The organism is Butyricicoccus sp. OF10-2 (assembly GCF_003481925.1).
GTDB lineage: Bacteria > Bacillota > Clostridia > Oscillospirales > Butyricicoccaceae > Agathobaculum > Agathobaculum butyriciproducens.
In genome coordinates this window covers 29,541-53,716 of record NZ_QUMC01000007.1, presented here as the reverse complement: position 1 = coordinate 53,716, position 24,176 = coordinate 29,541, and the positions used below count along the sequence as shown (strand labels likewise).

Genomic DNA, 24,176 nt, shown 5'->3' with positions numbered 1-24,176 from the left:
CAAGATGGTGCTCTCTGCGGTGTATTTAATTTTGCGGAAAGCTGTGGCCTGCACCGGTCGGCTTGACTTCTCCTCATAAAATGGTTATAATAAAATCATTATAATCGTTATTTATGCGATGACGCAGGAAAAGTAACCGGATCGCCTTGCGCGAAAGAGAGAGGCTCCTCGGCTGAAAGGGCTTTGCGCGGGAAACGGTGAAGTGCGCCTGCCGAGCAACAGGGTCAAACGCCTTGCGGGAAGTGCCCGTTACCGCACTGCACGAGCGAAAAATCGGAGTGGAACCGCGTTTGCACGCCTCCCGAGGGAAGAATATCCCCTGGGAGGCTTTTTTATTCCCGAAACTCCGCATAGCTTTCCTGAAAACCATCAAAAGGAGATAAAAATCATGAAACTCTACAACACGCTGACCCGTCAGAAGGAGGAATTCGTTCCGATCACGCCGGGCGAGGTAAAGATGTATTCCTGCGGTCCGACGGTATACAACTATTTCCATGTCGGCAACGCACGTCCGTTCATCATTTTCGATCTGCTGCGCCGTTACTTCGAGTACCGCGGCTACAAGGTTGAGTTCGTTCAGAACTTCACCGACATTGACGACAAGGTAATCAACAAGGCGAACGAGGAAGGCGTGGACTTCAACACCATCGCTGAGCGTTATATTAAGGAATATTTCGTTGATGCACAGGGTCTGGGCGTCAAGAAGGCGACCGTGCACCCGCGTGCGACCGAGACCATGGACGCTATTATTGATATTGTTGAGCGCCTGATCGAGAACGGTCACGCTTACGTTGCTGAGAACGGCGACGTATACTTCCGCACCAAGTCCTTCCCTGAGTATGGCAAGCTGTGCCACCAGCCGATGGAGGAGCTGCAGGCCGGTGCCCGCATCTCGGTCGGCGAGGTAAAGGAAGATCCGATGGACTTCGCGGTCTGGAAGGCTGCAAAGCCGGGTGAGCCGGCTTGGGATACGCCGTGGGGCAGCAAGGGCCGTCCGGGCTGGCATATTGAGTGCTCGGCTATGGCGAACAAGTACCTCGGCAAGACCATCGACATCCATTCCGGCGGTCTTGATCTGATTTTCCCGCATCACGAGAACGAGATCGCACAGTCCGAGTGTGCAAACGGCTGCACCTTTGCGCATTATTGGCTGCACAACGGCTTCCTGACCATTGACAATGAGAAAATGTCCAAGTCCAAGGGCAACTTCTTCATGGTCCGCGACGCAGCAAAGCAGTTCGGCTATGAGACCATCCGCATGTTCATGCTGAGCGCGCACTACCGCACTCCGCTTAACTACTCCGCTGAGTCGCTTGAGATGAACAAGGCCTCCCTTGCCCGTCTGTACGAGGCCCGCAATAATATGGAGTTCCGCATCGAAAAGGCATCCGGCGACACCATGACTGCCGAGGAGGCCGAGAAGCTGGAGGCTCTGAAGGGTTACAAGCAGAAGTTCATCGACGCAATGGACGACGACCTGAACACCGCAGACGCACTGTCCGCCATCTTCGAGCTGACCCGCGAGATCAACGCGTACAACGGCTCTCATCAGGATGCCACCAAGGCATTCCTGACCGCAGCGCATGACCTGTTCATGGAGCTGACCGGTGTGCTCAATCTGGTGCAGAACCGCGACGATGCGGTTGATCCGGACGCAGAGAAGATTGAGGAGCTGATCGCGCAGCGCGCCGCAGCTAAGAAGGAGAAGAACTTCGCTGAGGCAGACCGTATCCGCGGTGTGCTGGCTGATATGGGCGTTACCATTAAGGATACCCGTCAGGGCACGCAGTGGAGCCGCAATTAAATCGCAAATCCTGACTATTTGATAGAGAAAGTCCTCTGTTCGTGTGTGGATAGAGGACTTTTTGCGTGTTTCCGCACTGGCAGAGCATCTTGCTGACGCAGCACGCGTGTATCGGTCAACCGGTGCTAAGGCAACACTGCAGTCGACTTTTTCACTTCAAATTGATAAAATCTTTGCACGCCGCAAATAAAAATCTTGCGTGATATCAGGATGAACAAGCGGAAAACCTGCGAAAAAGCGGTTTTTGTCGGTTTATACAAGTGTCGTTGATTGACATTTTTGCAGGATTGCGGTACAATATATTCATTATCTGATTTATTGGGACGGAAAGGAGAAGGCGGAATGACGATTCAGCCTGATTATGTAAAGGAAGAACTTTTGCATGAACTGAGTGAGAGCTTTTGTATGCACAACCAGCTCCCACCTGATCTGTTTACGCGTTACCGCATCAAGCGCGGCTTGCGTAACGCGGACGGTACCGGTGTTCTGGTCGGCGCATCGCATCTGGGCAACGTACACGGCTATATTCTGAACGAGGGCGAGCGCGAGCCGATCGAAGGCCGCCTGACCTATCGCGGATATAATGTATACGATCTGATTCACGGTCTGGAGCAAGAAAACCGCTTCGGCTTTGAGGAGATCGGTTATCTGCTTATGTGCGGCAAGCTGCCGAGCCGCCGTCAGCTGGCGGAATTTCAGCACACCATCGGTCTGGAGCGTGCCCTGCCGGACAACTTCACCGAGGATATGATCATGCGTGCACCGAGCCGCGACATCATGAACAAGCTGGCAAGCGCAACGCTGGCACTGTATTCCTATGATGCGAACCCGGATGAAACCACGGTCGAGAACATTATGCGTCAGGGTATCAGCCTGATGGCCAAGTTCCCGGTTATCATTTCGCATGCGTATCAGGCAAAACGCCGCTACTTTGATAATGATTCCATGTTCCTGCATGTGCCGGATCCGAACCGTTCGACTGCAGAGAATATTCTGCACCTCATCCGTCCGACCGGCGAATTCAACGATGACGAGGCTAAGCTGCTCGACCGCTGTCTGATCCTGCACGCCGAGCATGGCGGCGGTAACAACTCGTCTTTCACCGTGCGTGTTACTTCTTCGTCCGGTACGGATACCTATTCGGCGATCGCGGCTGCGGTTTCCTCGCTGAAGGGCCCGCGCCACGGCGGTGCAAACCTGCGCGTCGTCAAGCAGTTTGAGGAGATGAAGGAGAATATCCACAACTGGAAGGACGAGACCGAGGTCGGCAATTATCTGCGCAAGATTCTGAATAAGGAAGCAGGCGACGGCTCCGGCCTGATCTACGGCATGGGTCATGCAATTTACACCTTGAGCGATCCGCGTGCCGTTGCACTGAAAAAGGCTGCTCGTCCGCTGGCGGAAAAGACCGGCTATTCGGACGAGATGGATTTGATCGAGCTGGTAGAAAAGCTGACGCCGGGTGTCTTTGCCGAAATCAAGGGCAGCGACAAGCCGATGTGTGCAAACGTCGATATGTACTCCGGCTTTGTTTATAAAATGCTCGGACTGCCCAAGTCGCTGTATACGCCGCTGTTCGCTACCGCGCGTATCGTCGGCTGGATGGCACACCGACTTGAGGAAGTTACCACCGGCGGTAAGATCATCCGTCCGGCGTATAAGCCTGTTGCGAAGAATATCGAGTATGTTAATATTGATGAGCGGAATGACGGTCCGATCAACGACTGATTTTTAATTAGTAATCAGTAGTTAGTAATTGGAGTGGAGGGTATAGTGCTCTCCGCTCTATTTATATTGTGCAGAGGATAATTATATGGGAATGCTCAGCTTAGCAGATATCCTATTAACAGATGCGCAGGTATCTTATAAAGAAAACCGTATCATCCTATATTTCAAGTCGGATGCGGAAGTGAATCCGATATTCAAGGAGCACGTCAGATCGCTGTATGCCAAATTCGTTAAACAGGAAAGCGTTTCGGTGACTATCGGGGAACATTCCTTTGAATCTCATATTATTTCACTGGCCAGTGCTGCGTCTCCGGAGGAATATGTATCGGACGATCCCGTTGAACGGCTTATGTGCGGTGATGAATTTACCATTACAGTTGAAAACAATGGTCATATCGCAGAGAATACCGCGGAACAGAGGGTATCAAAAGCCGGCACTGCACCTCTAATCCTGAAGGAATGATATTTAATAAAAAATTTGAAAAAAGTGTTGACAACCTGCTCTATATGCGTTATACTAAATGAGCTTGGTCAAAGACAGCTGGCGCCGCAAGGCTTAAATGGCGATTTATTCGCCGCCCGCCGAGGTCAACACAGACATGTTTATTATCATATTTGATTATGTTTTCTGTGTACCCTCCCTGTGTCTTTGCACCGGAGGGTACTTTTATTTTACAGGAGGTGAAAATGATGCCGAACGCAAAGATTCTGGAAGAGAAGAAGGCTCTGGTCGCTTCCCTGGTAGAGAAGATCAAGAATTCTCCGGCAGGTGTACTGGTCGACTACAAGGGCATCAACGTAGAGGATGATACCAAGCTCCGCAAGCAGCTCCGTGAAGCTGGCGTTGAGTATGCTGTCATCAAGAACACTCTGATCCGCTTTGCAGCTAAGGAACTGGGTTTTGACGAGCTGGATGCGTGCCTGCACGGTACCACCGCTCTGGCAATCTCCACCACCGACGACGTTGTCGCTCCGGCGAAGATCCTGGCTGACTTTGCTAAGACCCACGAGAACTTCACCCTGAAGGCTGGTTACCTGGAAGGTAAGGCCATCGGTGAGGACGAGGTCAAGAAGCTGGCTGCTATGCCGAGCAAGGAAACCCTTATCGCTCAGGTACTGTACAGCTTCAACTACCCCATTATGCAGCTCGCTATTGCTTGCGATGCTATCGTTAAGAAGGCAGAGGGCAATGAGGAAATGAAGGTTGCTGAACTGGTAGCCCCGAAGGAAGCTGCAGCAGAAGAAGCTGCTGAGTAATTTCCCCGCACTGACTGATTTATTCGGTCAGGAACACATTTTAACTTAAAAATTATCTAAAATTGGAGGTTTAATCCCATGACTGTTGCTGAGATTATGGAGCTGTAAAAGAGCTCAAGGTTATGGAGCTCTCTGAGCTGGTAAAGGCTCTCGAGGAAGAATTTGGTGTATCCGCTACGCCGGTAGCTGTTGCAGGTGCTGTAGCAGGCGGCGACGGCGCAGCTGCTGCTGACGCTAAGACCGACTTCGACGTAGTTCTGGTTGACGCTGGCTCTTCCAAGATCAACGTTATCAAGGCTGTTCGCGAGATCACTGGCCTGGGCCTGAAGGAAGCTAAGGAGAAGGTTGACACCGCTCCGCAGACCATCAAGGAGGCTGCTCCGGAGGCTGAGGCTAACGAGATCAAGGAGAAGCTCGAGGCTGCTGGCGCTAAGGTTGAGCTGAAGTAAGGTTTCCTTACCGAACCAACTGCTTGCAATCAAGCAATTCCAAAGACGCAGAGTGTTTGCTCTGCGTCTTTTTCTATGCCAAAATTTCCGTCAGTCAGTGGTGACAAACCCGAAATTGTGCGGTATAATAAAATAGAATAATAATGTGGACAAGAAGGAGAATCTCATGCCGAAATTAGGACTTATTTCGCTCGGCTGCGCGAAAAACCTCGTGGACAGCGAGCACATGCTGGCCCGGCTGCGGGACGCAGGCTGGGAGATCACCGAGGATATGACCGAAGCAGACGTTGGCGTTGTCAACACCTGCGGCTTCATCGAAGCCGCTAAGACCGAGGCTATCGAAACCATTCTGGAGACCGCCCAGAATAAGCAGACCGGCAATATGAAGGGCTTGGTCGTGACCGGCTGTCTGGTGCAGCGCTATGCTGACGAGATGCGCGCTGAGCTGCCCGAGATCGACGTATTCTGCGGAACGGGCAGCTATGATGACATCGTGGACGCGGCCAATGCGGCGCTCAAGGGGCAGCAGGCGGCGTACATGGCCGATATGACCTCTGCTGCACTCGACGGCAGCCGTGACCGCCTGACACCCTCGTACACCGCATACTTTAAGATTGCGGAGGGCTGCTCGAACACCTGCGCGTACTGTATCATCCCCAAGCTGCGCGGCCGTTACCGCAGCCGTGAGATGGCATCGCTGCTCGAGGAAGCGCGTGCGCTCTCTGACGCAGGCGTTAAGGAGCTGATCGTCATCGCGCAGGACATCACCAAGTACGGTATGGACCTGCCCGAGCATAAGCGTCTGCTGCCCGAGCTGCTCCGCGAGCTGTGCAAGATGGACTTTACCTGGATTCGTCTGCACTATCTCTATCCCGACCAGATTACGGACGAGCTGATCGACGTGATTGCGGATGAGCCGAAAATCGTAAAGTATCTGGATATTCCGCTGCAGCATGTCTCTAAGCGCATTCTGCGTGCCATGCACCGTCCGGGTGACGGCGCGGAATTTACCAGGCTGATCGAGGATATGCGCGAGCGTATTCCGGGTCTTGTACTGCGTACAAGCCTGATCGTCGGTCTGCCGGGCGAGACCGAGGACGAGTTTGCCGAGCTGTGTGAGTTCCTGCAGAATGTCGGCATTGAGCGTGTCGGTGTGTTCGAGTATTCGCCGGAGGAAGGCACGGAGGCCGCAGAGCTGCCCGACCAGATCGACGACGAGACCAAGCAGAACCGCCGTCTGATCGTCGAAGAGCTGCAGTCCGGTGTGCTCGACGACTACAATACCTCCCGCCACGGTGAGGTCATGCAGGTGCTCTGCGAGGGCTTTGACGAGGAGCAGGGCCTGTGGTATGGCCGTACCTACGCGGATTCGGTCGAGGTAGACGGCCACGTCTACTTTGACGCGGCGGATAACGAACCGGCGGAAGGCGAGTTTGTGTCCGTTCTCATCACCGAAAGCCTTGGACCCGACCTACTCGGTGTCCGTCAGAAGGAGGCATAATTTCCTATGACAACCGCAAATAAAATCACGCTGACCCGCATTGCGATGATTCCGTTTTTCATCTATTTTGCGGCGCAGCCCATGCTGATCATCGATGAGACCCGGTATCTCGCCGCGTTCCCGACCAGCACGGTCATCGCGCTCGTGCTGTTCTGCGTGGCATCGTTCACGGATTTTCTGGACGGCTATGTGGCGCGAAAGTACAATCAGGTGACGGATTTCGGCAAATTTGTCGATCCGCTGGCCGATAAGCTGCTCGTAGCGTCCGCGCTCATCCTGTTCGTAGAGCAGAAGGCGATGGCAGGCTGGATGGTCTGCGTTATCCTCGCGCGTGAGCTGATCATCACGTCTCTGCGCGTGGTTGCAGCCAATAAGGGCGTTGTTATGGCCGCAACGTGGACGGGCAAGGTCAAGACCTGTGTGCAGATTGGCGGCATCATCGTCATTTATCTGTATTATATCATCATGGGTGCGCTGGCAAACGGTATCGCTTTCGCGGACGGCGATGGTGTTACCGCTGTTATGTTCATCCCTCATGCGGATGGTATGCCGCTGCTGCTGACCATCGTCGGCTGGGTGGTAACGCTGGTTACCATTTACTCCGGCTATGATTATCTCAAGAAGAACTGGGATCTCATCAAGGACGGCGCGGTAAAGGCAAAGTAAAACCGCATACTGTTTCAGCCTCAGAGGTGCACTTCGGTGCACCTCTTTTTTATATTTCCTCTGGTGCGGGAACAGGATAAATGTGAAAATATTCTTATTTTGAAAGACTTTTCTACGCTAAATCGGTATTCGTTCAAGGTGTGCAAACGCACACATCCGGCTCTGTGCAAGCTGTACAAGAGGGGAAATAAAAGAGTAATTTTTGTATAGAACAGAGTTACGCAGTGCATTGTGACATAACCCATTCGCGGCTATAATATAGTCAAACAAACGAAAACACCGAAAGTTAAAACAAAACAAAAACTTCTGGTAAATCGTGAAAAGAGTATGTCTAAGACTTAAATGTCAAGGAGGAAATTATCATGAAAGAAATCCGTATTGGTCTGGTAGGTTCCGGCTGGATGGGCAAGGCTCATTCCTCTGCACTGGCTGACGCTGAGATGCTGTTTGGCCCTGACTACGGCACCGCATCCTTCGAGATCGTAGCTGACGCTAACGAAGAGGCTGCAAAGTCCGCTCAGAAGAAGATCGGCTTCAAGCGCATCTCCACCGATTGGCACGATGTAGTTACCGACCCGAACGTAGACCTGGTTGATATCGCTACCCCGAACGCTTTTCACTATGTAGTTGCTAAGGCTGCCCTGGAGAACGGCAAGAACGTATACTGCGAGAAGCCGCTGTCCATCTCCGCTGAGGAGTCCAGAGAGCTGGCTGAGCTGGCTGCCAAGAAGGGCGTAGTCAACTACGTTGGCTTCAACAACACCCAGAACCCGGCAAACGCTTACGTTCGTGAATTGGTTCAGTCCGGCGCTCTCGGCAAGATCATGCGCTTTACCGGCACCTACGATCAGGACCAGCTGCTCGACGAGTCCCTCCCGATCACCTGGCGCCACATCAACAAGCTGGCTGGCTGCGGTGCTCTGGGCGACCTCGGTTCCCACCTGCTGTCCATCTCTCAGTTCATCATGGGCGACATCACCAAGGTAAACGCAGTTGCTACCACCGTATTCCCGAAGCGTCCGAAGTCCGCAGGCTCCACCGAGATGGTTGATGTTGAGAACGAGGACATCATGACCTTCATGGCTGAGTACGCTAACGGCGCTATCGGCCAGATTGCTTGCTCTCGTGTTGCTACCGGCCGCAAGAACTACCTGACCTACGAGATTCAGGGTACCAAGGGTTCTGTTCGCTACGATCTGGAGCGCATGGGCGAAGTTCAGGTTTACTTCCAGTCTGACAACGAGCGCGACCGCGGCTTCCGCACCGTACTGCTCAACCCGCTGATGAAGGGTTACTCCGCATTCCAGCCGGCAGGCGGTATCTCCATCGCTTACAACGACATGAAGATCCTCGAGGTTCACGCTCTGTTCGACGCTATCACCAATGGCGCTGACTATGTAACCGACTTCGAGTTCGGCTACAAGATCGACCGCACCGTAGCTGCTGTTATCGAGTCCTCCAAGACTCGCGAGTGGGTTGACGTTAAGTAAGTTGCCCGTTTACATCAATTAAAACATAATGCCGAAACGGTCTCCGGCGGGAGTGATTCCGCCGAGGCCGGAAAGGCTGACAGTTTCCTGAATAATTTGACAGGGAGGATAAAATTATGGCTATCAAGATTGGTATTGCACCGGACTCCTGGGGTGTATGGTTCCCGGCAAGTGATCCGAACAATGCAAAGCAGCCCCAGTGGTGGCGCTGTCTGGACGAAATGAGGTCGCCGGCTATGAGGGCTGCGAGATTGGTCCGTGGGGCTATATGCCGAACGACGATCCCAAGGTGCTCAAGAACGCAATGGACGCGCGCGGCCTGACCCTCGTAGGCGCTACCGAGGGCGGCAACTTCCTTGATGACGCGGCTGTTGAAGGCATGCTCAAGGACATCGACGATATCTCCAAGCTGCTGAAGGCTTTCCCGAGCGCGAAGTATATCGTTCTGCTGCCTCCGATGTACACCAACCTCGCTACCGGCGAGCTGGAGATGAATCCGGAGCTGACCAACGAGGAGTGGGCAACCTACTGCAAAAACGTGCAGAAGTGCGCGGACCGCTGCGCAGCGAACGGCTTTATCGGTCTGTTCCACCCGCATGTTGACAGCCACGTTCAGACTGAGGAGCAGATCGAGCGCTTCCTGAACGACACCAATGTAGATCTGTGCTTCGACACCGGCCACCATGTGTACGGCGGCGGCGAGCCGATTTCCTTCTACAAGAAGTGGGCGAAGCGTATCCCGTACATCCATTTCAAGGACTGCGATCTGGCAGTCAAGGCAAAGATGGACGAAAACAAGTGGTCTTTTGCCAAGCTGTAACCGAGGATATCATGGTTGAGCCGGGCAAGGGCAGCATCGACTTCACTGCAATGCATAAGGCACTCGACGAGTGCGGCTACGACGGCTGGTGCGTCGTAGAGCAGGATCTGTTCCCGGTAAAGTCCTTCGACGTACCGCTCGAAAAGGCGACCATCGGTCGTGAGAACCTCCGCAAGGCGGGTTTCTAATTAAGTAGTAATCGCAATACCCATTTTACAATCGCATCTACACCATTCCCGTTTTCATTATTTTGTTATCCGGTCCCTCTTGAATTTCCGCTCCAACAGAAAATCAAGAGGGACTGCTGATAAGGAGTACACGCAAGTGCGAAATACACAAGCGTAAAAGGGCGCTGAGAGAGCAGGGCCCGGAAAAAGAAAGGAGAAAAATTATGAACAAGAAGAGAGTGTTAGCGATGTTGCTGGCAGGCGCGATGGCATTGTCGATGACCGCATGCGGCGGCAATTCTGCCTCGACCGATGACAGCAGTAATGACGGTGGCGCATCCGCTTCCGGCGGCAGCTACAAGGTCAGCGTTATTCTGAAGACCCTGGCTGCCGAGTACTGGCAGTATGTAAAGTCGGGCGCTGAGGACTATGCTTCCGAGCATTCGGACAAGGTTACGGTAGAGGTTAAGGGTCCAAGCTCTGAGACCGCGTTCGATGAAATGCAGAACATGATCGAGACCGACCTCAGCTCCGGCAGCTATGACGGCGTTATTATCTCTCCGCTGCAGTCGGATACCGCGGCGCAGCTCGTCAGCGGCACCAAGCTGCCGATTGTTGCTATCGACACCAACTTCACGGCACCGGAGGTTAAGTCCTTCGTAGGTACCGGCAACGAAGCTGCTGCCAAGAAGGGCGGCGAGGCTGCTGTAGAGGCTGCCAAGGCTGCCGGCTGGACCGATATCAAGTGCATTGAGATCGCAGGCGTACAGGGCGACCAGACCAACACCGCTCGCATGAACGGCTACAAGGCTGGCGTTGAAGAAGCAGGCGGTACCTTCCTGAGCGACGAAGTACAGTACGCAGACGCAACTGCTGACCGCGCTACCACCGCTATGGAAGCTATCATGCAGACACATCCGGAAGGCATCGCAATCATTTGCGCAAACAACGACGATATGGCTATGGCAGCAGCCCGTGCAGCGCAGGGCCATGACGCATACAAGAACACCATCTTCCTCGGCTTCAATGGTGACCGCGCTGCTTGTGAAGCAATCCTGCCGGCCAGATGACGATGTCTGTCGCCCAGATGGCTTACGAGATGGGCTACAAGGCTGTTGAGACCATGGTTCAGGTTCTGGACGGCGAGACCGTTGACGAGTTCGTTGACTCCGGTTCTGACGTAGTTACCCCGGACAACGCGCAGGAGCGCCTGGATACCCTGAAGACGCAGCTCCACTAAGAAAACTGCATTTCGCACAAACGCAGATTGTGCGATAATGTTCATGCGCAAGATACTCTCTCCGGATCGGCAGGAAAACGCTCCAACGTTCTGCCAATCCGTAATGGATAAACGCAAATTTCAAAGATCCTTTCTCTCATTCTATTTCTCTATATGGTGGTGCCCCCTGCTCCTGCCCAAGCGGGATCAGGGGGCATTGCTATGGAATGAAGTTGGATGAGATAGACAAAATTAGCAATTCTGTACAGATTATCCTGCAGGCTGCAGAGAAAAAGAGGGACACGCTGCTGCAAACACCCATGGCAGCGTATTTACACAGCAAACAAGAGGGGTTTCAAGAAAATGGTATTTACACTGGGTTCATTTGTGCTTGTCACCGTAGCGGTGGCATTCGTAAGCTGGCTAAAACCAAGGGAACGGACGAGACCAGCAAAGACGGTTACTTCCTTGGAGGCCGAAGCCTGAGCGGTCTGGTTATCTTTGGTTCTCTGATGATGACCAACCTTTCTGCGGAGCAGCTGGTAGGCCGCAACGGTCAGGGCTATGCAGCCGGCATGACTGCAATGGGATGGGAGACCATGTGCCCGATCGCATTGACGCTGATGGCACTGTTCTTCATCCAGAAGTATTTCAAGCTCGGCATTTCCACTATCCCGGAATTTCTGGAAAGCCGCTTTGACCGCGCAACCCGCGTCATTGTATCGTTCATTTTCCTTGTCGCTTATATTGTAACCATGCTGCCGCTGGTGCTGTACGCAGGCTCGGTAGCGATGGAGCGTATCTTCGGCATTACCGCACTGATGGGCGGCAACCGTTTCATGGCAACCACCGTAATGTGCGTTGCACTCGGCATAATCGGCGGTATCTATGCAATCTTCGGCGGCCTGAAGGCCGTAGCCGTATCGGACTCTCTGAACGGCATCATCTTTATCATCGGCGCGGTCATCCTGATCCCGGTTCTGGCATTTATCGCACTGGGCGACGGCAGCATCGCAGAAGGCATCCGCATTTTCGCTACATCCTCTCCGGAGCACCTGAATGCGATCCAGCCTGCTGACGCACAGCCGCCGTACATTCCGTGGCCGATGATCGTACTTGGCTGTGGTATCAACCACATCTCTTACTGGTGCACCAACCAGTCCATCATGCAGCGCGTACTCGGCGCTAAGAACCTGAAGGAAGCACAGAAGGGCTCTCTGCTGACCGGTCTTACCTGCGTATTCTGCCCGATCTTTCTGGTAGCGCCCGGCGTTATCCAGTTCATCTATTATCGCACCGTTCCTGCTGTATCTGCTGGCCGGCATCAGCACCTTCCTCAATCAGATGTGGGGCTACTACGGCGTTCCGGTTCTGGCCATTGTTGTTATGGGTATTCTGGCTCCGCGCATGCCGAGCTTTGCACCGAAGGCTGCCATCATTGTCCATATCGTATGCTATGGCCTGATGATGAACCTTCTGCCGTTCCACTTCCTGTACTTTGAAGTAGGCGCATTCGTAATTGACCTGATCCTGATGGCGATTCTGACCAAGGCTGCACCGCGCAAGGAAGCCTATGTACTGCCTGATCTTGAGGTTGTTGATATGACCCCGTGGAAGTACCGCAAGCCGGTCATTGCAGTTACGTTCATCCTGCTGGTTGGCATTTATGTGCTGTTCTCTCCTCTGGGTCTGGGCGGCTAAAGGCTTCGCCTCGATTGAAATCACGGTTTCAATCGAATTTCGACGAAAAACCGCGTCCTGCGGACACATTTTTTCGTCCCTTGTATAAAAAGGCAGGCGCTATCCTTGCGCGACTTCTCGGTCGCGCTGCGCGTACACGCCCCGCCTTTTTATGAATTTGCTTCGCAAATTCGATTGAATGCGTGCTACCGCACGAAGCACATTGCGGACAGCCGGAATTACGATTTACAAGAAGAAAAGACAGACCGTTTTGCGGTCTGTCTTTTTTGTGCGTTTAGAAGGAAATTGCCCGGAACGCCGTTGGTGAAATATCCGTTTCCTGCCGGAATGCCCGCGCAAAGTGCGACGCACTGTTGAAGCCGCAGTCCTCGGCAATCTGCTCAACGGTCAGGTCACTGGACAGCAGCAGACGCTTGGACTGACGCAGACGGTACTGCAGCAGATACTCATGCGGCGTACAGCCGACGTATCGCTTGAAGCTGCGGATAAAGTGGGATTTGCTGATGCCGCACATCTCGGCAAGGTCGTTCAGCGAAATGTCATCGGCAAAATGACCGTGAATGTACGCCAGTGCCGGTGCAAGCAGCTCGCTGATGACGGTGGTTCGCACGGTCTGCGATGCCAGACCGCCCAGAATGCTGTGGACGGCAATGGAAATCTGGTGCTCGTTCATGGAGGCAAACTGCGTGCTCATGCCGTACTGCGCCGAGTGCACAACCGTGCGGAACTGGTCCTTGAGCGACAGCATCGGCTGCTTTTCGTGCACAAGGCCAAAGCGCTCGGTCAGATATTCGGTGTACTGCTTGCTGCTTGCACCGTTGAAGTGAAACCAGTAGAAGTCAACCTTGTCCGGACACCAGTAGCAGTGCGGCTTGCGGCAGTCGAACAGCGCTATTTCGCCCTCATGCGCCTCAGCGGTCATACCGTCTGTGCGGATGCAGAGCGAACCGCTGTTGATGTAGATCAGCAGGTATTGGTCAATGCTGTTTCGTTCGATCCGGTAATCTCTGTTACAGATGAACTGACCGAACTGCGGGCAGTAATACAGCGCGCTTTTCGCAAATTCGGACGGCAGTGAGAAGTCCATGAAGGATGGGGTCAGTACGCCGGTATCTACAATTTGCATAAAATCCCTGCTTTCATTTGTTCTCGATAGCGATGAGATACAGGGGGCGGCTGCTGCACAGCCTTCCCTTCGCAGCTGTTACGCTTATTGCGCTGCCTTTGTCACAGGCGGTTTTACTCCGCCAGCTTATAAATCTCGATGATAGCCTGTTCATCAAGTGCGGAATAGCTCTTGACCGGACCCTTGACCGTGCGGACGGTATTCGCTGCCAGCTGTGCGTAATTTTCCGGCTTGATGCCCAGCTGCGTCAGATGCGTCGGCATGCCGATCTCCTCAAAGAAGCGCTTCATGGTCAGGATGCCTTCGCGCGCGGTGCGCTCGGGATGATGGAAATCCATCTCCACGCCAAATACGCGGTTCGCCAGCTGAGCAAAGCGCGGAAAATCGTTCTTCATTTCGTACAGCGCCCAGGCAGGGAACAGCACGGACAGACCGGCACCGTGTGCAATCTCATCGCGGAACGCGGACAGCTCATGCTCGAGCTTATGCACCGGGAACAGGCGCTTGCGGCCGCAGCCGGTGTAATCGTTATGTGAAACGCTGCCCGCCCACATCAGGGAAGCGCGGGCTTCGTAGTCGCGCGGATTAGCGATTGCCCGGCGGCCGGCATCGCGCACGGCAATGAGCAGACCCTCGGCAATGCGGTCGGTAATGTCGCTTTCGCCGCCTTCCGGCGTGAGGTAACGCTCGAGCGTGTGCATCATGATGTCCACAATGCCGCAGCCGGTCTGGAATTTGGACACGGTATAGGTGTTCTCCGGATCAAGGAAGCTGATGAGCGGACGGTTGGTCTCGCTCGTGATACCGCGCTTCTCCTTGGTCTCCTCGTTGGTGAGTACGCAGGAGTTGCTGCTTTCCGAGCCAGAGGCTGCCAGCGTCAGCACAGTGCCGACCGGCAGCGTGGTATCCGGCTTTGTGCCGGTGGATGCAAACTGCCACGGATCGGTTTTGGTGGCAACGCCCATGGCGATGGCCTTTGCCGAGTCGATTACCGAGCCGCCGCCGACTGCCAGTACAAAGTCGATGCCCTCTCGCTCTGCCAGTGCAATGCCCTTGCGGACAAGCGATACCTTCGGGTTCGGCGATACACCGCCCAGTTCAACAAAGGCAAGACCCGCCGCAAACAGGCTCTTTTCTACACGGTCCAGCAGACCGGTCGTGCGTGCGCTCGAGCCGCCGAAGTGCACTAAAATGCGGTGCACTCCCAGCTCTTTCAGACGCGGGCCGATCTGTTCCTCAATATCTTTACCAAATACAATCTCAGTCGTGGTGTGCAGATTAAAATTCAGCATTAGGCGTTCCTGCCCTTCCTATTAAAATAGTATGATTCTATTATATCGTTCCCCTTGCAAAAAGTCAAAAAATTCGATAAAATAGATAAATACGAAATCCGAATCGTGAGGAGTGAGAGCGTGTATTACAGTTATTCCGCCGCCCAGTGGCTGCTGGTTTTCTACCTGTACTGTATGCTCGGCTGGTGCTTTGAGTCCACCGTGGTCTCGGTAGGACAGCGCAGACTGGTCAACCGCGGCTTCCTGCGCGGCCCCATGCTGCCGATTTACGGCTTCGGCGCCGTGATCCTGCTGCATGTTTCTCTGCCGTTAAAGCAGCATCCGGTGTGGCTGTATCTGGCGAGCATGATCGCGGCGACCGTGTTTGAATACATCGTCGGCGTGGTGATGGAAAAGATATTCAAGGTAAAATACTGGGATTACTCCAAGCAGAGATTCCAGTTTCAGGCTATGTCTGCCTGCGCTCGTCACTGTGCTGGGGCTTTCTCGGCCTGATCCTGACGAGCGTCATTCATCCGCCGATTGAAAAGCTGGTGCTCGGTCTGCCGTTTATCGGGTTGATTGTGATCGACGTTCTGTTTTCGGCGGCATTTATCAGCGATGTGATCGTATCCGTACGCAGCGCACTCGATCTTGCCAAGGTGCTCGAGGAACTCGACCGTCTGCGCGAGCAGGGAGCCGAGCTGCGACAGCAGCTGTCCGAGACTGCGCTTGTCGGTCTGACCAACCTGTCCTACCGTGTAGAGGAAGCGCACGGCGAATTCACTGAGAAGGTGGGCGAGGCGAAGGCACAGCTTGCCGAGCGTGTGGACGATGCCAGGGAGCAGCTTGCCGACGCGAAAGCGCAGCTCTCCGAGAAAATGGACGATGCGAAGGAACAGCTTGCCGCCGTGCATGAGATGCGCTCCGACGAGCGCAGGGCGCAGACCGAAGCTGCACGCGAGCAGCTGCAGACTAAGCTCGACGAGCTGCAGCGCCGCTTTGACGAGCGGGCAGCCGCACTCGGCCGCACCCGCAAAAGCCTGCTGCGCGGCAACCCGACCGCCCGCTCCGAGCGTTATACCGAGGTGCTCGAACGGCTGAAAAAGCGCCTCGATACGCACACGCACCGGTAAAACACAGCTAACCTCCTTATAAAACTACACAAAATGCACAAACTAATGCAAAATACAGCAGGATACGCGTGCTGTTTCGTCAGTTTTTCACTTGCTAAAATACCCGTTTCGGGTGTATATTAGTAGTACCCGCTGAACCTATCATTTTGCTCGGGTTTTCGCGCGTCGAAAACCGCCTGTTCAGCTTGTGTTTAAGACAACCTTTTTGGACAAAGAAAGGCAGATATACTATGGAAAAGAGATTTGTATATGCGGATAACGCGGCGACGACCCCGATGTCCGAAACTGCGTTCAACGCTATGAAGCCGTGGCTGACCGAGAACTACGGCAACCCGTCCTCTCTGTATCGCATCGGCCGTGCGGCAAAGGAAGCGCTCAACGATGCGCGTACCGTTGTCGGCAAGTGCCTGAACGCGGCAGAGCCGGTCAACGAGAAGAACGACTATGCACCGGGTGAGATTGTATTCACCGGCGGCGGCTCGCAGGCGGACAACCTTGCGATCCGCGGCTTTATGCACGGTCCGTCCTCCAAGGGCCGCAAGCACATCATCACCTCCAAGATCGAGCATCATGCAGTGCTTTACACCTGCGAGGCGCTTGAGAAGGAGGGCTACCGCGTTACCTATCTGAATGTGGATAAGGAAGGCCGTGTAGATCTTGAGCAGCTGAAAGCAGAGCTGTCCGAGGACACTGCACTGGTTTCCGTTATGGCGGCCAACAATGAGATCGGCACCATCCAGCCCATCAAGCAGATTGCTGAGCTGGCACATTCCGTCGGTGCAAAGTTCCACACCGATGCGGTGCAGGCTGTCGGCCATATGCACATTGACGTGCAGGAGATGGGCATCGACATGCTGTCCCTGTCCGGTCATAAGTTCCGCGGTCCGCGCGGCACCGGCGTGCTGTATGTGAAGAAGGGCATCACCCTTGAGCCGCTGGTATACGGCGGCGGTCAGGAGCGCGGTCTGGTTTCCGGCACCGAGAACACCGCAGGCTGCATCGGTCTGGCAGCAGCGATGAAGGAGGCCGTTGAAGGTCTGGACGAGAAGATGGGCTACGTCAAGAAGCTGACGGACAAGCTCGTTAAGGGCATCATGGAGAACATTCCGTACTCCCACTATACCGGCGATCCGGTAAACCGTCTGCCGGGCACCGCTTCGTTCGTCTTTGAGGCGATTGAGGGCGAGGGCCTGATCCTGCGATTGGATAACGCAGGCGTATGCGGCTCCACCGGTTCGGCATGCTCCACCGGTTCGCTCGATCCGTCTCACGTTCTGATGGCGATCGGTCTGCCGCACGAGATCGCGCACGGCTCTCTGCGCCTGACCCTTGGCGAGCAGAACACCGAGGAGGACGTTGATTATATCATCGAGACGGTCACCGATGTTGTTAAGACCCTGCGCTCGATGAGCCCGGTTTGGGAGAACGGTCATCCTAACCTGACCGCTGCAACCGAGCTGCACGCACATTAAGATAAGCGGAAACGTATCCCGTAGGCGCGACGACTCGGCGCGCCGGGGTCGTCACGCCCTACGATTGATTTTCCTGCAATATATTCATTTGATTGGACAAAAAGGAGATAGATTTTATGCAGTACAGTGAAAAGGTGCTCGACCACTTTACGCATCCGCGCAATGTTGGCGAGATTGAGGACGCAAACGGTGTCGGTGAGGTCGGCAACGCAAAGTGCGGCGATATTATGAAGATTTACCTCAAGGTGTCGGACGACGGCATCATCGAGGATGTTAAGTTTAAGACCTTCGGCTGCGGCGCGGCAATCGCAACCAGCTCGATGGCTACCGAGATGGTAAAGGGCAAGAGCCTGGAGGAAGCGCTCAAGCTGACCAACAAGGCCGTTGCTGAGGCTCTGGACGGTCTGCCGCCGGTAAAGATGCACTGCTCCGTGCTGGCAGAGGAAGCGCTGCGCTCTGCAATTTCCGACTATTACAAGCGTCTGGGCAAGGATCCGTCCGAGATTCTCGGCTGCGATGCAGACTGCGAGACCTGCCACAAGGCAGACTAACACGCATATTCCGCAAAAAATACGCATAACATTAGGGCAGATTGAGAAATCTGCCCTTTTGGTGTCTCAATAATTAAGAATGAATAATGGAGAATTAGCGCTATCCTTGCGCAGACTTCAGTCGCGCTGCGCTGGTATCGCACTTTGCGCGATGATTCAATAACCGCCTTTACAGGCGGACTCCTCCATTTTCCATTATGAAAGGGAGGTGAACCTCTTGAACGAAATTACAAAAAGTATAACTTTTCTAAAAGAATACAAACAGTTAAAACAAGCCGTTGATGAGGGCAAAACTCCGGTGCTGGCAGTTGGCTTATCAGCCATCCACAAGGCGCATCTGGCGGCGGCGTTAGGACTGGATACAGGCCGTCCGGTACTGGTTTTGACCGACGACGACAACACTGCGAATCGATTTGCCGCTGATTTGCGCGGTTTTTCCGAGCGTGACATTGTACAGCTGCCCTCTCGTGAGCTGGTGATGGCGGATGTAGTCGGTGTGTCGCGCGGCTACGAGCAGCGCCGTCTGGCAGCACTGGACGAGCTGCGTGATGCGCATTTCGCGGTCGCGTCCGTGCAGGCGGCGGCCCAGCGCACCATGCCGCCGGAGGCGCTCAAGGCGGCAATCGTGTCGCTGGCCACCGGTGAAACCGCGCCGCTGGATGAGCTGGCACAGTCGCTCACGCGCGCAGGCTACGAGCGCTGCGTACAGGTCGAAGGCACCGGTCAGTTTTCCATTCGCGGCGGCATCCTCGATGTGTTTCCGCCGCAGGCGGAGCACCCGTACCGCGTGGAATTCTGGGACGATGAGATTGACTCAATCTCCACGTTCGACGTCGGCAGTCAGCGCCGGTTGGAGCAGTGCGAGTGCCTGCGCTGTCTGCCGTGTATGGAATCCATTCCGGCACTGGCGAAGGGCGGTGCGGCAGGACTGGCAAAGGCTGTTCTGGCACTCACCTCGACCCGCCGGAAGAAGCAGCATGCGGATTTGCAGACTAACCTTGAACGGGACGCAGAACGTCTGCGCGAGACCGGTTCGCTGCCCGCAGCGGATAAGTATATGCCGCTCATTTATCCCGAAATGGCGACCGCGTTCGACTATCTGCCGAAAATGCCATCGTCATCATCGAGGACACGCCGCGTCTGCGTGACGCGGTGCGCGATTTCCACGCGCGTGTAGCCGACGACGTAACCGCGCTGCTCGAGCGCGGCGAAATGCCGCCGAATCTGGGAGAATATGCGCTCGATTTTGTCGGCGTATGCAGCATGAAACGCCAGATTCTGCGTCTGGACAGCTTTCTCAACAATGTGGCCGAGCTGACACCGCAGCATCTGGAAAACTTTATCGCCAACCAGATGAACGCCTACGGCGGCAACCTCGACATGGCGTCTGCCGACATCCGCAGCTACACCGAGCAGGGACGCGCGGTAGCGGTCGTGTGCGGCAGTGCGCTGCGCTGCCGGAACATGCTGGATGCGCTGACCGACACCGGTCTCAACGTAAAAATCAGCGACCTGCTGCCCAAGGGCGGCTGCGTCAACATCATGGAAGGCACGCTGTCCGCCGGTTTTGAGTATCCCGATCTCGGTCTTGTTGTCATGACCGAGGGACAGGTTCTTGCCCGGCGAAAGAAAACGCAGGTCAAGAAGTCCAACCGTGATAAGGTGAAGTCGTACACTGACCTGACACCGGGTGATCTTGTCGTGCACGAGCACCACGGTATCGGTCGGTTTATCGGTATGGAGCGCATGACGGTGGACGGTTCCGAGCGCGATTTCATCAAAATTGCGTTTGCGGGAACGGATTTTCTGTATGTTCCGGCAACCTCGCTCGACCTCATCTCCAAATACATCGGCGGCGGCGACAACGAGCGTGTGCGGCTGAACAAGCTCGGCGGTGCGGACTGGAGTAAGGCGAAAGCACGCGCCAAAGCGGCGGCAAAGGAGCTGGCCGAGGGTCTCATCAAGCTGTATGCCGAGCGCGCCAAGGTCAAGGGCTACGCCTTCCCGCCGGATGACGCGTGGCAGCGCGAGTTCGAGGAGGATTTCCCCTACGAGGAAACCGATGATCAGCTGCGCTGTATTGCCGAGATCAAGGACGATATGCAGTCCGACCGGCCGATGGACCGCCTGCTGTGCGGTGACGTTGGCTTCGGCAAGACCGAGGTCGCGCTGCGTGCCGTGATGAAGTGCATTCTCGCGGGCAAGCAGGCGGCGATCCTCGTACCGACGACCGTACTCGCGCGGCAGCATTACCTGACTGCGATGCAGCGTTTTCAGGGTCACCCCATCACAATCGAGCTGCTCACGCGTTACAAGACCGGCTCGGAGCAGACTGCGCTGCTCAAAAAGCTGGAGGCGGGTTCGGTCGATCTGGTTATCGGCACGCACAAGCTGTTCAACAAAAAGATCAAGTTCAAGGATCTCGGTCTGCTCGTTGTGGACGAGGAACAGCGGTTCGGCGTCGGGCACAAGGAAACGCTCAAGGAAATGAGCAAAAACGTGGATGTGCTCACGCTGTCGGCAACGCCTATCCCGCGCACGCTCAACATGGCGCTGTCCGGTATCCGCGATATGTCCTCCATCGAGGAGCCGCCGCAGAACCGCCATCCGGTGCAGACGTTCGTGCTTGAGCAGAACGACGGCGTGCTGCTTGATGCCATCCGGCGTGAGCTGGGACGCGGCGGACAGGTATACTACCTGCACAACCGCGTGGAGTCCATCGAGCGATGTGCGAACATGTGGCAGCAGCGGCTTCCGGATGCGCGAATCGGCATCGTTCACGGCAAAATGGGTCAGAAAGAGATTGCAAAGGTTATGAACGAGATGGCAGACGGCGAGATTGATATTCTGGTCTGCACCACGATTATTGAAACCGGCATTGATATTCCGAACGCGAACACGCTTATCATCGAGAACGCAGACAATATGGGTCTGGCGCAGCTGCACCAGATTCGCGGCCGTGTAGGCCGCTCGTCGCGCCACGCCTACGCCTACCTGTGCTACCGGCACGGCAAGGCGCTGAGCGAGATCGCGCAGAAGCGGCTCGGTGCGATTCGTGAGTTTGCAGCGTTCGGCTCGGGCTTCAAGATTGCCATGCGTGATCTGGAAATTCGCGGTGCCGGCAATGTGCTTGGTCCCGAGCAGTCCGGCCACATGATGAGCGTCGGCTATGATCTGTACCTCAAGCTGCTCGAAGAGGCTGTGCAGGAGGAGAAGGGAGAAACACCCAAGCCGCGTGTCGATTGTGCGGCCGAACTGCTGATTTCTGCCAACCTTCCCGCCGATTATGTTGCGGATGCGGGGCAGCGTGTCGATCTGTACCGCCGTATCGCGCTCATCCGCACGGACGAGCAGCGCAGTGATATGCTCGATGAGCTGATCGACCGCTTCGGTGAGCCGCCTGCGGAGGCCATCGCGCTGCTGGATATCGCGCTGCTGCATGCTAAGGCCAGCGAGCAGGGGATTGCGGAGATCAAGCAGCAGGACGGACGGCTGCTGCTCACCTTCTCCGAGACCGATTTCGCGCGCCTGTCCGCGCTCTGCGGTGACAGTGAATTCAAGGGCCGCCTGCTGCTCAACGCCGGTTCGACACCGTATCTGTCGCTGCGTCTGAATAAGGGCGAGAAGGCGATGGAAATGGCACAGACGCTGGTTGATAAGTACGCTGCCACGGCAAAATAAGCAGGAGAATGGTAGAAAGCGTGATTCATTGAAGCCGATTTTCTTCACTGAGCTTGCAGACAGGAGAGCGGCTGTATTTGCGCAAAAAAAGAGCGAAACCATGCGGTTTCGCTCTTTTTCTCATTCTTCGCCGGAATTCGGTTCCGGAGCACCGTTTTCGCCATTCGGCTTGCGGCGGCGTCTTCCGCCTCTGCGGCGGCGACGGCGCGGCGCACCTTCACCGTCCGGAGACAGCTCATTCTGAGCATCTTCGGGCAGTTCTTCTGCGGCAGTCTGCTGCGGGGCAGGCTTGCGCGGCGGACGCGGCTGCTGCGGCTTCTGATGCGGAGCCTCGCTCTTTTTCGGTGCATCCTTTTTGGGTGCGGGAGCGGCAGCATCCTCCTGCTCCTCGCGCTTACGGCGTTCCTCGGCCATAGCGGCGGCATTCTGACGGTTGCGGCACGCACCCTTTACCATGCAGCACTGCGTGCACTGGAACTCGGTCAGCGAGTGCTCCGGACTGTCGTCCAGCTGTACCTTGCAGGTGCCGCGCAGCATCTGGGTGGAAACTACCTTGCCGCGGCCCTCCGGCGTATCGACCACGCTGCCTTGACGCGGCGTGACCTTCTGCAGCTCGGCGTAGGCCTCGTGCTCATACTTGAGACAGCACATCAGACGGCCGCACACACCGGAAATCTTCGCCGGATTGAGCGACAGGTTCTGATCCTTTGCCATATTGATGGAGACCGGATGGAAATCATCGAGATACGAGCTGCAGCACAACTCGCGGCCGCAGCAGCCCAGACCGCCGATCATCTTTGCCTCATCGCGCACGCCGATCTGGCGCAGCTCAATGCGGGTGCGGAACACGCTCGCAAGGTCCTTGACCAGCTCACGGAAGTCCACACGACCGTCTGCGGTGAAGTAAAACAGCAGCTTGTTCATGTCAAAGGTGCATTCCGCGGTGACAAGGTTCATTTCCAGACCGCGGTCCTCGATCTTCTGCTTGCAGATAATAAACGCCTCGTCGGCACGCTTTTTGTTGCGCTCGAGCGTTTTCATATCGGCCTCGGTTGCCACACGGACCACGCGCTTGAGCGGCTGCACGACCTGCTGATCGGGCACATCGGTGTTGCCCTGCACGCAGTCGCCGTATTCCACGCCGCGTGCTGTCTCGACGATCACACCCGTACCGGGTGCGATTTCCAGCCCCTGCGGGTCGAAATAATACATTTTTCCGTTCGATTTGAAACGAACTCCGATTATTGTTGTCAAAAAGTTTTCCTCCTGTATGATGGAAACGCTTAGGAAGCGTAACAGATGCGGTAAATATCGCTTGTTAATGCACAGGTGACAGCCGCGGATGCCGCGTTGCGCGACACACGGTCGATCAGCACATCAATAAAATCGTAGACCGCCAGCAGGCGTTCCGTACTGACGGCGCCGGCAAGTGCCTGCGTCTGCTTGCGGAGTGCCAGCTGCAGCGGCTTTTGCGGCAGAGCCTTCGAGACGAAAATCGCGTCCCGGACAGCGGCCTGCAGAATGCCGAGTACACCTAACAGTGCACGGCGCGGCGTCTTTTCCAGACCCATTGCACCAAGCATCATGCGGTCCTCACGCCGTTCGGCAACCGCAGAGAGATAGGGTGCAAGCAGGCTTGCCGCCTCCTCGTCCGACACCGCCGCATGCGACGGCTCGAGCGCAAATTTAGTGCAGCGCGAGCGCACGGTCTGCAGCAGCGAATCCGGCTGCTCGGCGGTCAGAATGAAGAACGCATACGCAGGCGGCTCCTCCAGCTCCTTGAGCAGCGCATTCTGCGCCATGGGATTGAGATTCTGCGCATGGTGAATGACTGTCACACGGCGTTCGCCGTCGTTCGGGATAATGGCGTTTTCCGCTTGATCTGACGCGCTAGATCGACCTTGAGTTCGGCCTCTCCTTCGTCCACGATCATCAGATCCGGGTGCACACCCTGCTCCACCTTGCGGCACGGCAGACAGCTTCCGCACGGATGACTGCCCGCGCCTTCGCATAAAATACCGGCTGCAAGCACATTCGCAAGGGCTTTGAGCGCCGCCGGATCGTCACCGGACAGCAGCACGGTCTGCGGAAAACGCTCGTTCAGCGCATGCTTCAGGCTGTTTTTGAGCGCATTGTT

General features: G+C 55.4%; 21 protein-coding genes, 3 pseudogenes and 1 other annotated feature. Of the genes and pseudogenes, 20 read left to right on the top strand and 4 right to left on the bottom strand.

Going from position 1 to position 24,176, the window contains the following annotated elements; all coding sequences use genetic code 11:
• Positions 1-388 precede the first annotated feature (388 nt).
• The 14 genes from cysS to DXB00_RS05520 all read left to right on the top strand — a co-directional run bounded on the left by cysS (position 389) and on the right by DXB00_RS05520 (position 12,802).
• The gene (gene cysS, locus DXB00_RS05575; protein WP_118728758.1) at positions 389-1,804 is read left to right on the top strand and encodes a cysteine--tRNA ligase; all 1,416 of its coding nucleotides are present in this window, start codon (positions 389-391) and stop codon (positions 1,802-1,804) included.
• A 342-nt stretch (positions 1,805-2,146) separates the two neighbouring features.
• Positions 2,147-3,532 carry a citrate/2-methylcitrate synthase gene (locus tag DXB00_RS05570; protein ID WP_118645842.1) on the top strand — a complete coding sequence of 462 codons (1,386 nt, stop codon included), beginning with the start codon at positions 2,147-2,149 and terminating at the stop codon, positions 3,530-3,532.
• A gap of 85 nt (positions 3,533-3,617) precedes the next feature.
• On the top strand, positions 3,618-3,995 hold the full coding sequence (locus DXB00_RS05565; protein WP_118728759.1) for a hypothetical protein: 378 nt from the start codon (positions 3,618-3,620) through the stop codon (positions 3,993-3,995).
• A 50-nt stretch (positions 3,996-4,045) separates the two neighbouring features.
• Positions 4,046-4,212 (top strand) — a sequence feature (ribosomal protein L10 leader region).
• 7 nt (positions 4,213-4,219) lie between these two features.
• Positions 4,220-4,789 (top strand): 50S ribosomal protein L10, encoded by a 570-nt coding sequence (rplJ, locus tag DXB00_RS05560; protein WP_308744113.1) that lies wholly within the window; start codon positions 4,220-4,222, stop codon positions 4,787-4,789.
• A gap of 122 nt (positions 4,790-4,911) precedes the next feature.
• On the top strand, positions 4,912-5,238 hold the full coding sequence (gene rplL, locus DXB00_RS05555) for a 50S ribosomal protein L7/L12 (protein WP_117488253.1): 327 nt from the start codon (positions 4,912-4,914) through the stop codon (positions 5,236-5,238).
• 166 nt (positions 5,239-5,404) lie between these two features.
• Positions 5,405-6,739, top strand: coding sequence for a 30S ribosomal protein S12 methylthiotransferase RimO (gene rimO / locus DXB00_RS05550; RefSeq protein ID WP_118728760.1), 1,335 nt, complete (start codon positions 5,405-5,407; stop codon positions 6,737-6,739).
• Between the two features lie 6 nt (positions 6,740-6,745).
• Positions 6,746-7,405, top strand: a complete 660-nt coding sequence (gene pgsA / locus DXB00_RS05545; RefSeq protein ID WP_117751027.1) for a CDP-diacylglycerol--glycerol-3-phosphate 3-phosphatidyltransferase — start codon at positions 6,746-6,748, stop codon at positions 7,403-7,405.
• A gap of 362 nt (positions 7,406-7,767) precedes the next feature.
• Positions 7,768-8,895, top strand: coding sequence for a Gfo/Idh/MocA family protein (locus tag DXB00_RS05540; RefSeq protein WP_119214612.1), 1,128 nt, complete (start codon positions 7,768-7,770; stop codon positions 8,893-8,895).
• 202 nt (positions 8,896-9,097) lie between these two features.
• The gene (locus DXB00_RS05535; RefSeq protein ID WP_119214611.1) at positions 9,098-9,715 is read left to right on the top strand and encodes a TIM barrel protein; all 618 of its coding nucleotides are present in this window, start codon (positions 9,098-9,100) and stop codon (positions 9,713-9,715) included.
• Positions 9,694-9,903: a sugar phosphate isomerase/epimerase gene (locus DXB00_RS16165; RefSeq protein WP_147359189.1), complete on the top strand. Its 210-nt coding sequence runs from the start codon at positions 9,694-9,696 to the stop codon at positions 9,901-9,903. Before DXB00_RS05535 ends, DXB00_RS16165 begins: the two co-directional genes overlap by 22 nt.
• Positions 9,904-10,106: 203 nt before the next feature.
• Complete coding sequence (locus DXB00_RS05530; RefSeq protein ID WP_243107172.1) at positions 10,107-10,952, top strand: sugar ABC transporter substrate-binding protein; 846 nt, start codon at positions 10,107-10,109, stop codon at positions 10,950-10,952.
• A complete protein-coding gene (locus tag DXB00_RS17095; protein WP_242994808.1) occupies positions 10,949-11,122 on the top strand; it encodes a hypothetical protein in 174 nt (57 codons plus the stop codon). The genes DXB00_RS05530 and DXB00_RS17095 overlap by 4 nt, the downstream gene beginning before the upstream one ends.
• Positions 11,123-11,328: 206 nt before the next feature.
• Entirely contained in the window at positions 11,329-12,603 is a 1,275-nt protein-coding gene (locus DXB00_RS05525) for a sodium:solute symporter family transporter (protein WP_119214610.1), read from the top strand.
• Positions 12,566-12,802: a hypothetical protein gene (locus DXB00_RS05520; RefSeq protein WP_118728765.1), complete on the top strand. Its 237-nt coding sequence runs from the start codon at positions 12,566-12,568 to the stop codon at positions 12,800-12,802. Before DXB00_RS05525 ends, DXB00_RS05520 begins: the two co-directional genes overlap by 38 nt.
• A gap of 274 nt (positions 12,803-13,076) precedes the next feature.
• On the opposite strand, the gene DXB00_RS05515 is transcribed toward DXB00_RS05520, so the two are convergent.
• Positions 13,077-13,928, bottom strand: a complete 852-nt coding sequence (locus DXB00_RS05515) for an AraC family transcriptional regulator (RefSeq protein WP_119214609.1) — start codon at positions 13,926-13,928, stop codon at positions 13,077-13,079.
• A 113-nt stretch (positions 13,929-14,041) separates the two neighbouring features.
• Positions 14,042-15,220, bottom strand: coding sequence for an iron-containing alcohol dehydrogenase (locus DXB00_RS05510; protein WP_119214608.1), 1,179 nt, complete (start codon positions 15,218-15,220; stop codon positions 14,042-14,044).
• A 174-nt stretch (positions 15,221-15,394) separates the two neighbouring features.
• Between DXB00_RS05510 and DXB00_RS05505 the strand changes: the two are divergent.
• The 6 genes and pseudogenes from DXB00_RS05505 to mfd form a co-directional block, all read left to right on the top strand.
• Positions 15,395-15,777, top strand: a pseudogene (locus DXB00_RS05505) (putative ABC transporter permease); the annotation flags it as partial.
• A 6-nt stretch (positions 15,778-15,783) separates the two neighbouring features.
• Positions 15,784-16,335 (top strand): hypothetical protein, encoded by a 552-nt coding sequence (locus DXB00_RS05500; RefSeq protein WP_199697258.1) that lies wholly within the window; start codon positions 15,784-15,786, stop codon positions 16,333-16,335.
• Positions 16,336-16,565: 230 nt separating this feature from the next.
• The gene (locus DXB00_RS05495) at positions 16,566-17,807 is read left to right on the top strand and encodes a cysteine desulfurase family protein (protein ID WP_110435446.1); all 1,242 of its coding nucleotides are present in this window, start codon (positions 16,566-16,568) and stop codon (positions 17,805-17,807) included.
• Positions 17,808-17,923: 116 nt separating this feature from the next.
• Positions 17,924-18,358: a Fe-S cluster assembly scaffold protein NifU gene (gene nifU / locus DXB00_RS05490; protein WP_118477998.1), complete on the top strand. Its 435-nt coding sequence runs from the start codon at positions 17,924-17,926 to the stop codon at positions 18,356-18,358.
• 217 nt (positions 18,359-18,575) lie between these two features.
• Positions 18,576-19,535 (top strand): hypothetical protein, encoded by a 960-nt coding sequence (locus DXB00_RS17090; protein WP_243107171.1) that lies wholly within the window; start codon positions 18,576-18,578, stop codon positions 19,533-19,535.
• Complete coding sequence (gene mfd / locus DXB00_RS05485; RefSeq protein ID WP_243107170.1) at positions 19,511-22,039, top strand: transcription-repair coupling factor; 2,529 nt, start codon at positions 19,511-19,513, stop codon at positions 22,037-22,039. The genes DXB00_RS17090 and mfd overlap by 25 nt, the downstream gene beginning before the upstream one ends.
• Positions 22,040-22,486: 447 nt before the next feature.
• Here mfd and DXB00_RS17680 read toward each other — a convergent pair.
• Both DXB00_RS17680 and DXB00_RS05475 read right to left on the bottom strand, forming a co-directional pair.
• Positions 22,487-23,293: pseudogene (locus DXB00_RS17680) on the bottom strand (PSP1 domain-containing protein); the annotation flags it as partial.
• Between the two features lie 29 nt (positions 23,294-23,322).
• Positions 23,323-24,119 (bottom strand): annotated as a pseudogene (locus tag DXB00_RS05475) (hypothetical protein).
• Between the last annotated feature and the right edge of the window lie 57 nt (positions 24,120-24,176).

Bases quoted from the DNA above. Each gene is read 5' to 3' on its own strand.
- cysS (WP_118728758.1), top strand. From the start codon at position 389: ATGAAACTCTACAACACGCTGACCCGTCAGAAGGAGGAATTCGTTCCG.
- DXB00_RS05570 (WP_118645842.1), top strand. From the start codon at position 2,147: ATGACGATTCAGCCTGATTATGTAAAGGAAGAACTTTTGCATGAACTG.
- DXB00_RS05565 (WP_118728759.1), top strand. From the start codon at position 3,618: ATGGGAATGCTCAGCTTAGCAGATATCCTATTAACAGATGCGCAGGTA.
- rplJ (WP_308744113.1), top strand. From the start codon at position 4,220: ATGATGCCGAACGCAAAGATTCTGGAAGAGAAGAAGGCTCTGGTCGCT.
- rplL (WP_117488253.1), top strand. From the start codon at position 4,912: ATGGAGCTCTCTGAGCTGGTAAAGGCTCTCGAGGAAGAATTTGGTGTA.
- rimO (WP_118728760.1), top strand. From the start codon at position 5,405: ATGCCGAAATTAGGACTTATTTCGCTCGGCTGCGCGAAAAACCTCGTG.
- pgsA (WP_117751027.1), top strand. From the start codon at position 6,746: ATGACAACCGCAAATAAAATCACGCTGACCCGCATTGCGATGATTCCG.
- DXB00_RS05540 (WP_119214612.1), top strand. From the start codon at position 7,768: ATGAAAGAAATCCGTATTGGTCTGGTAGGTTCCGGCTGGATGGGCAAG.
- DXB00_RS05530 (WP_243107172.1), top strand. From the start codon at position 10,107: ATGAACAAGAAGAGAGTGTTAGCGATGTTGCTGGCAGGCGCGATGGCA.
- DXB00_RS17095 (WP_242994808.1), top strand. From the start codon at position 10,949: ATGACGATGTCTGTCGCCCAGATGGCTTACGAGATGGGCTACAAGGCT.
- DXB00_RS05525 (WP_119214610.1), top strand. From the start codon at position 11,329: ATGAAGTTGGATGAGATAGACAAAATTAGCAATTCTGTACAGATTATC.
- DXB00_RS05520 (WP_118728765.1), top strand. From the start codon at position 12,566: ATGATGAACCTTCTGCCGTTCCACTTCCTGTACTTTGAAGTAGGCGCA.
- DXB00_RS05515 (WP_119214609.1), bottom strand. From the start codon at position 13,928: ATGCAAATTGTAGATACCGGCGTACTGACCCCATCCTTCATGGACTTC.
- DXB00_RS05510 (WP_119214608.1), bottom strand. From the start codon at position 15,220: ATGCTGAATTTTAATCTGCACACCACGACTGAGATTGTATTTGGTAAA.
- DXB00_RS05495 (WP_110435446.1), top strand. From the start codon at position 16,566: ATGGAAAAGAGATTTGTATATGCGGATAACGCGGCGACGACCCCGATG.
- nifU (WP_118477998.1), top strand. From the start codon at position 17,924: ATGCAGTACAGTGAAAAGGTGCTCGACCACTTTACGCATCCGCGCAAT.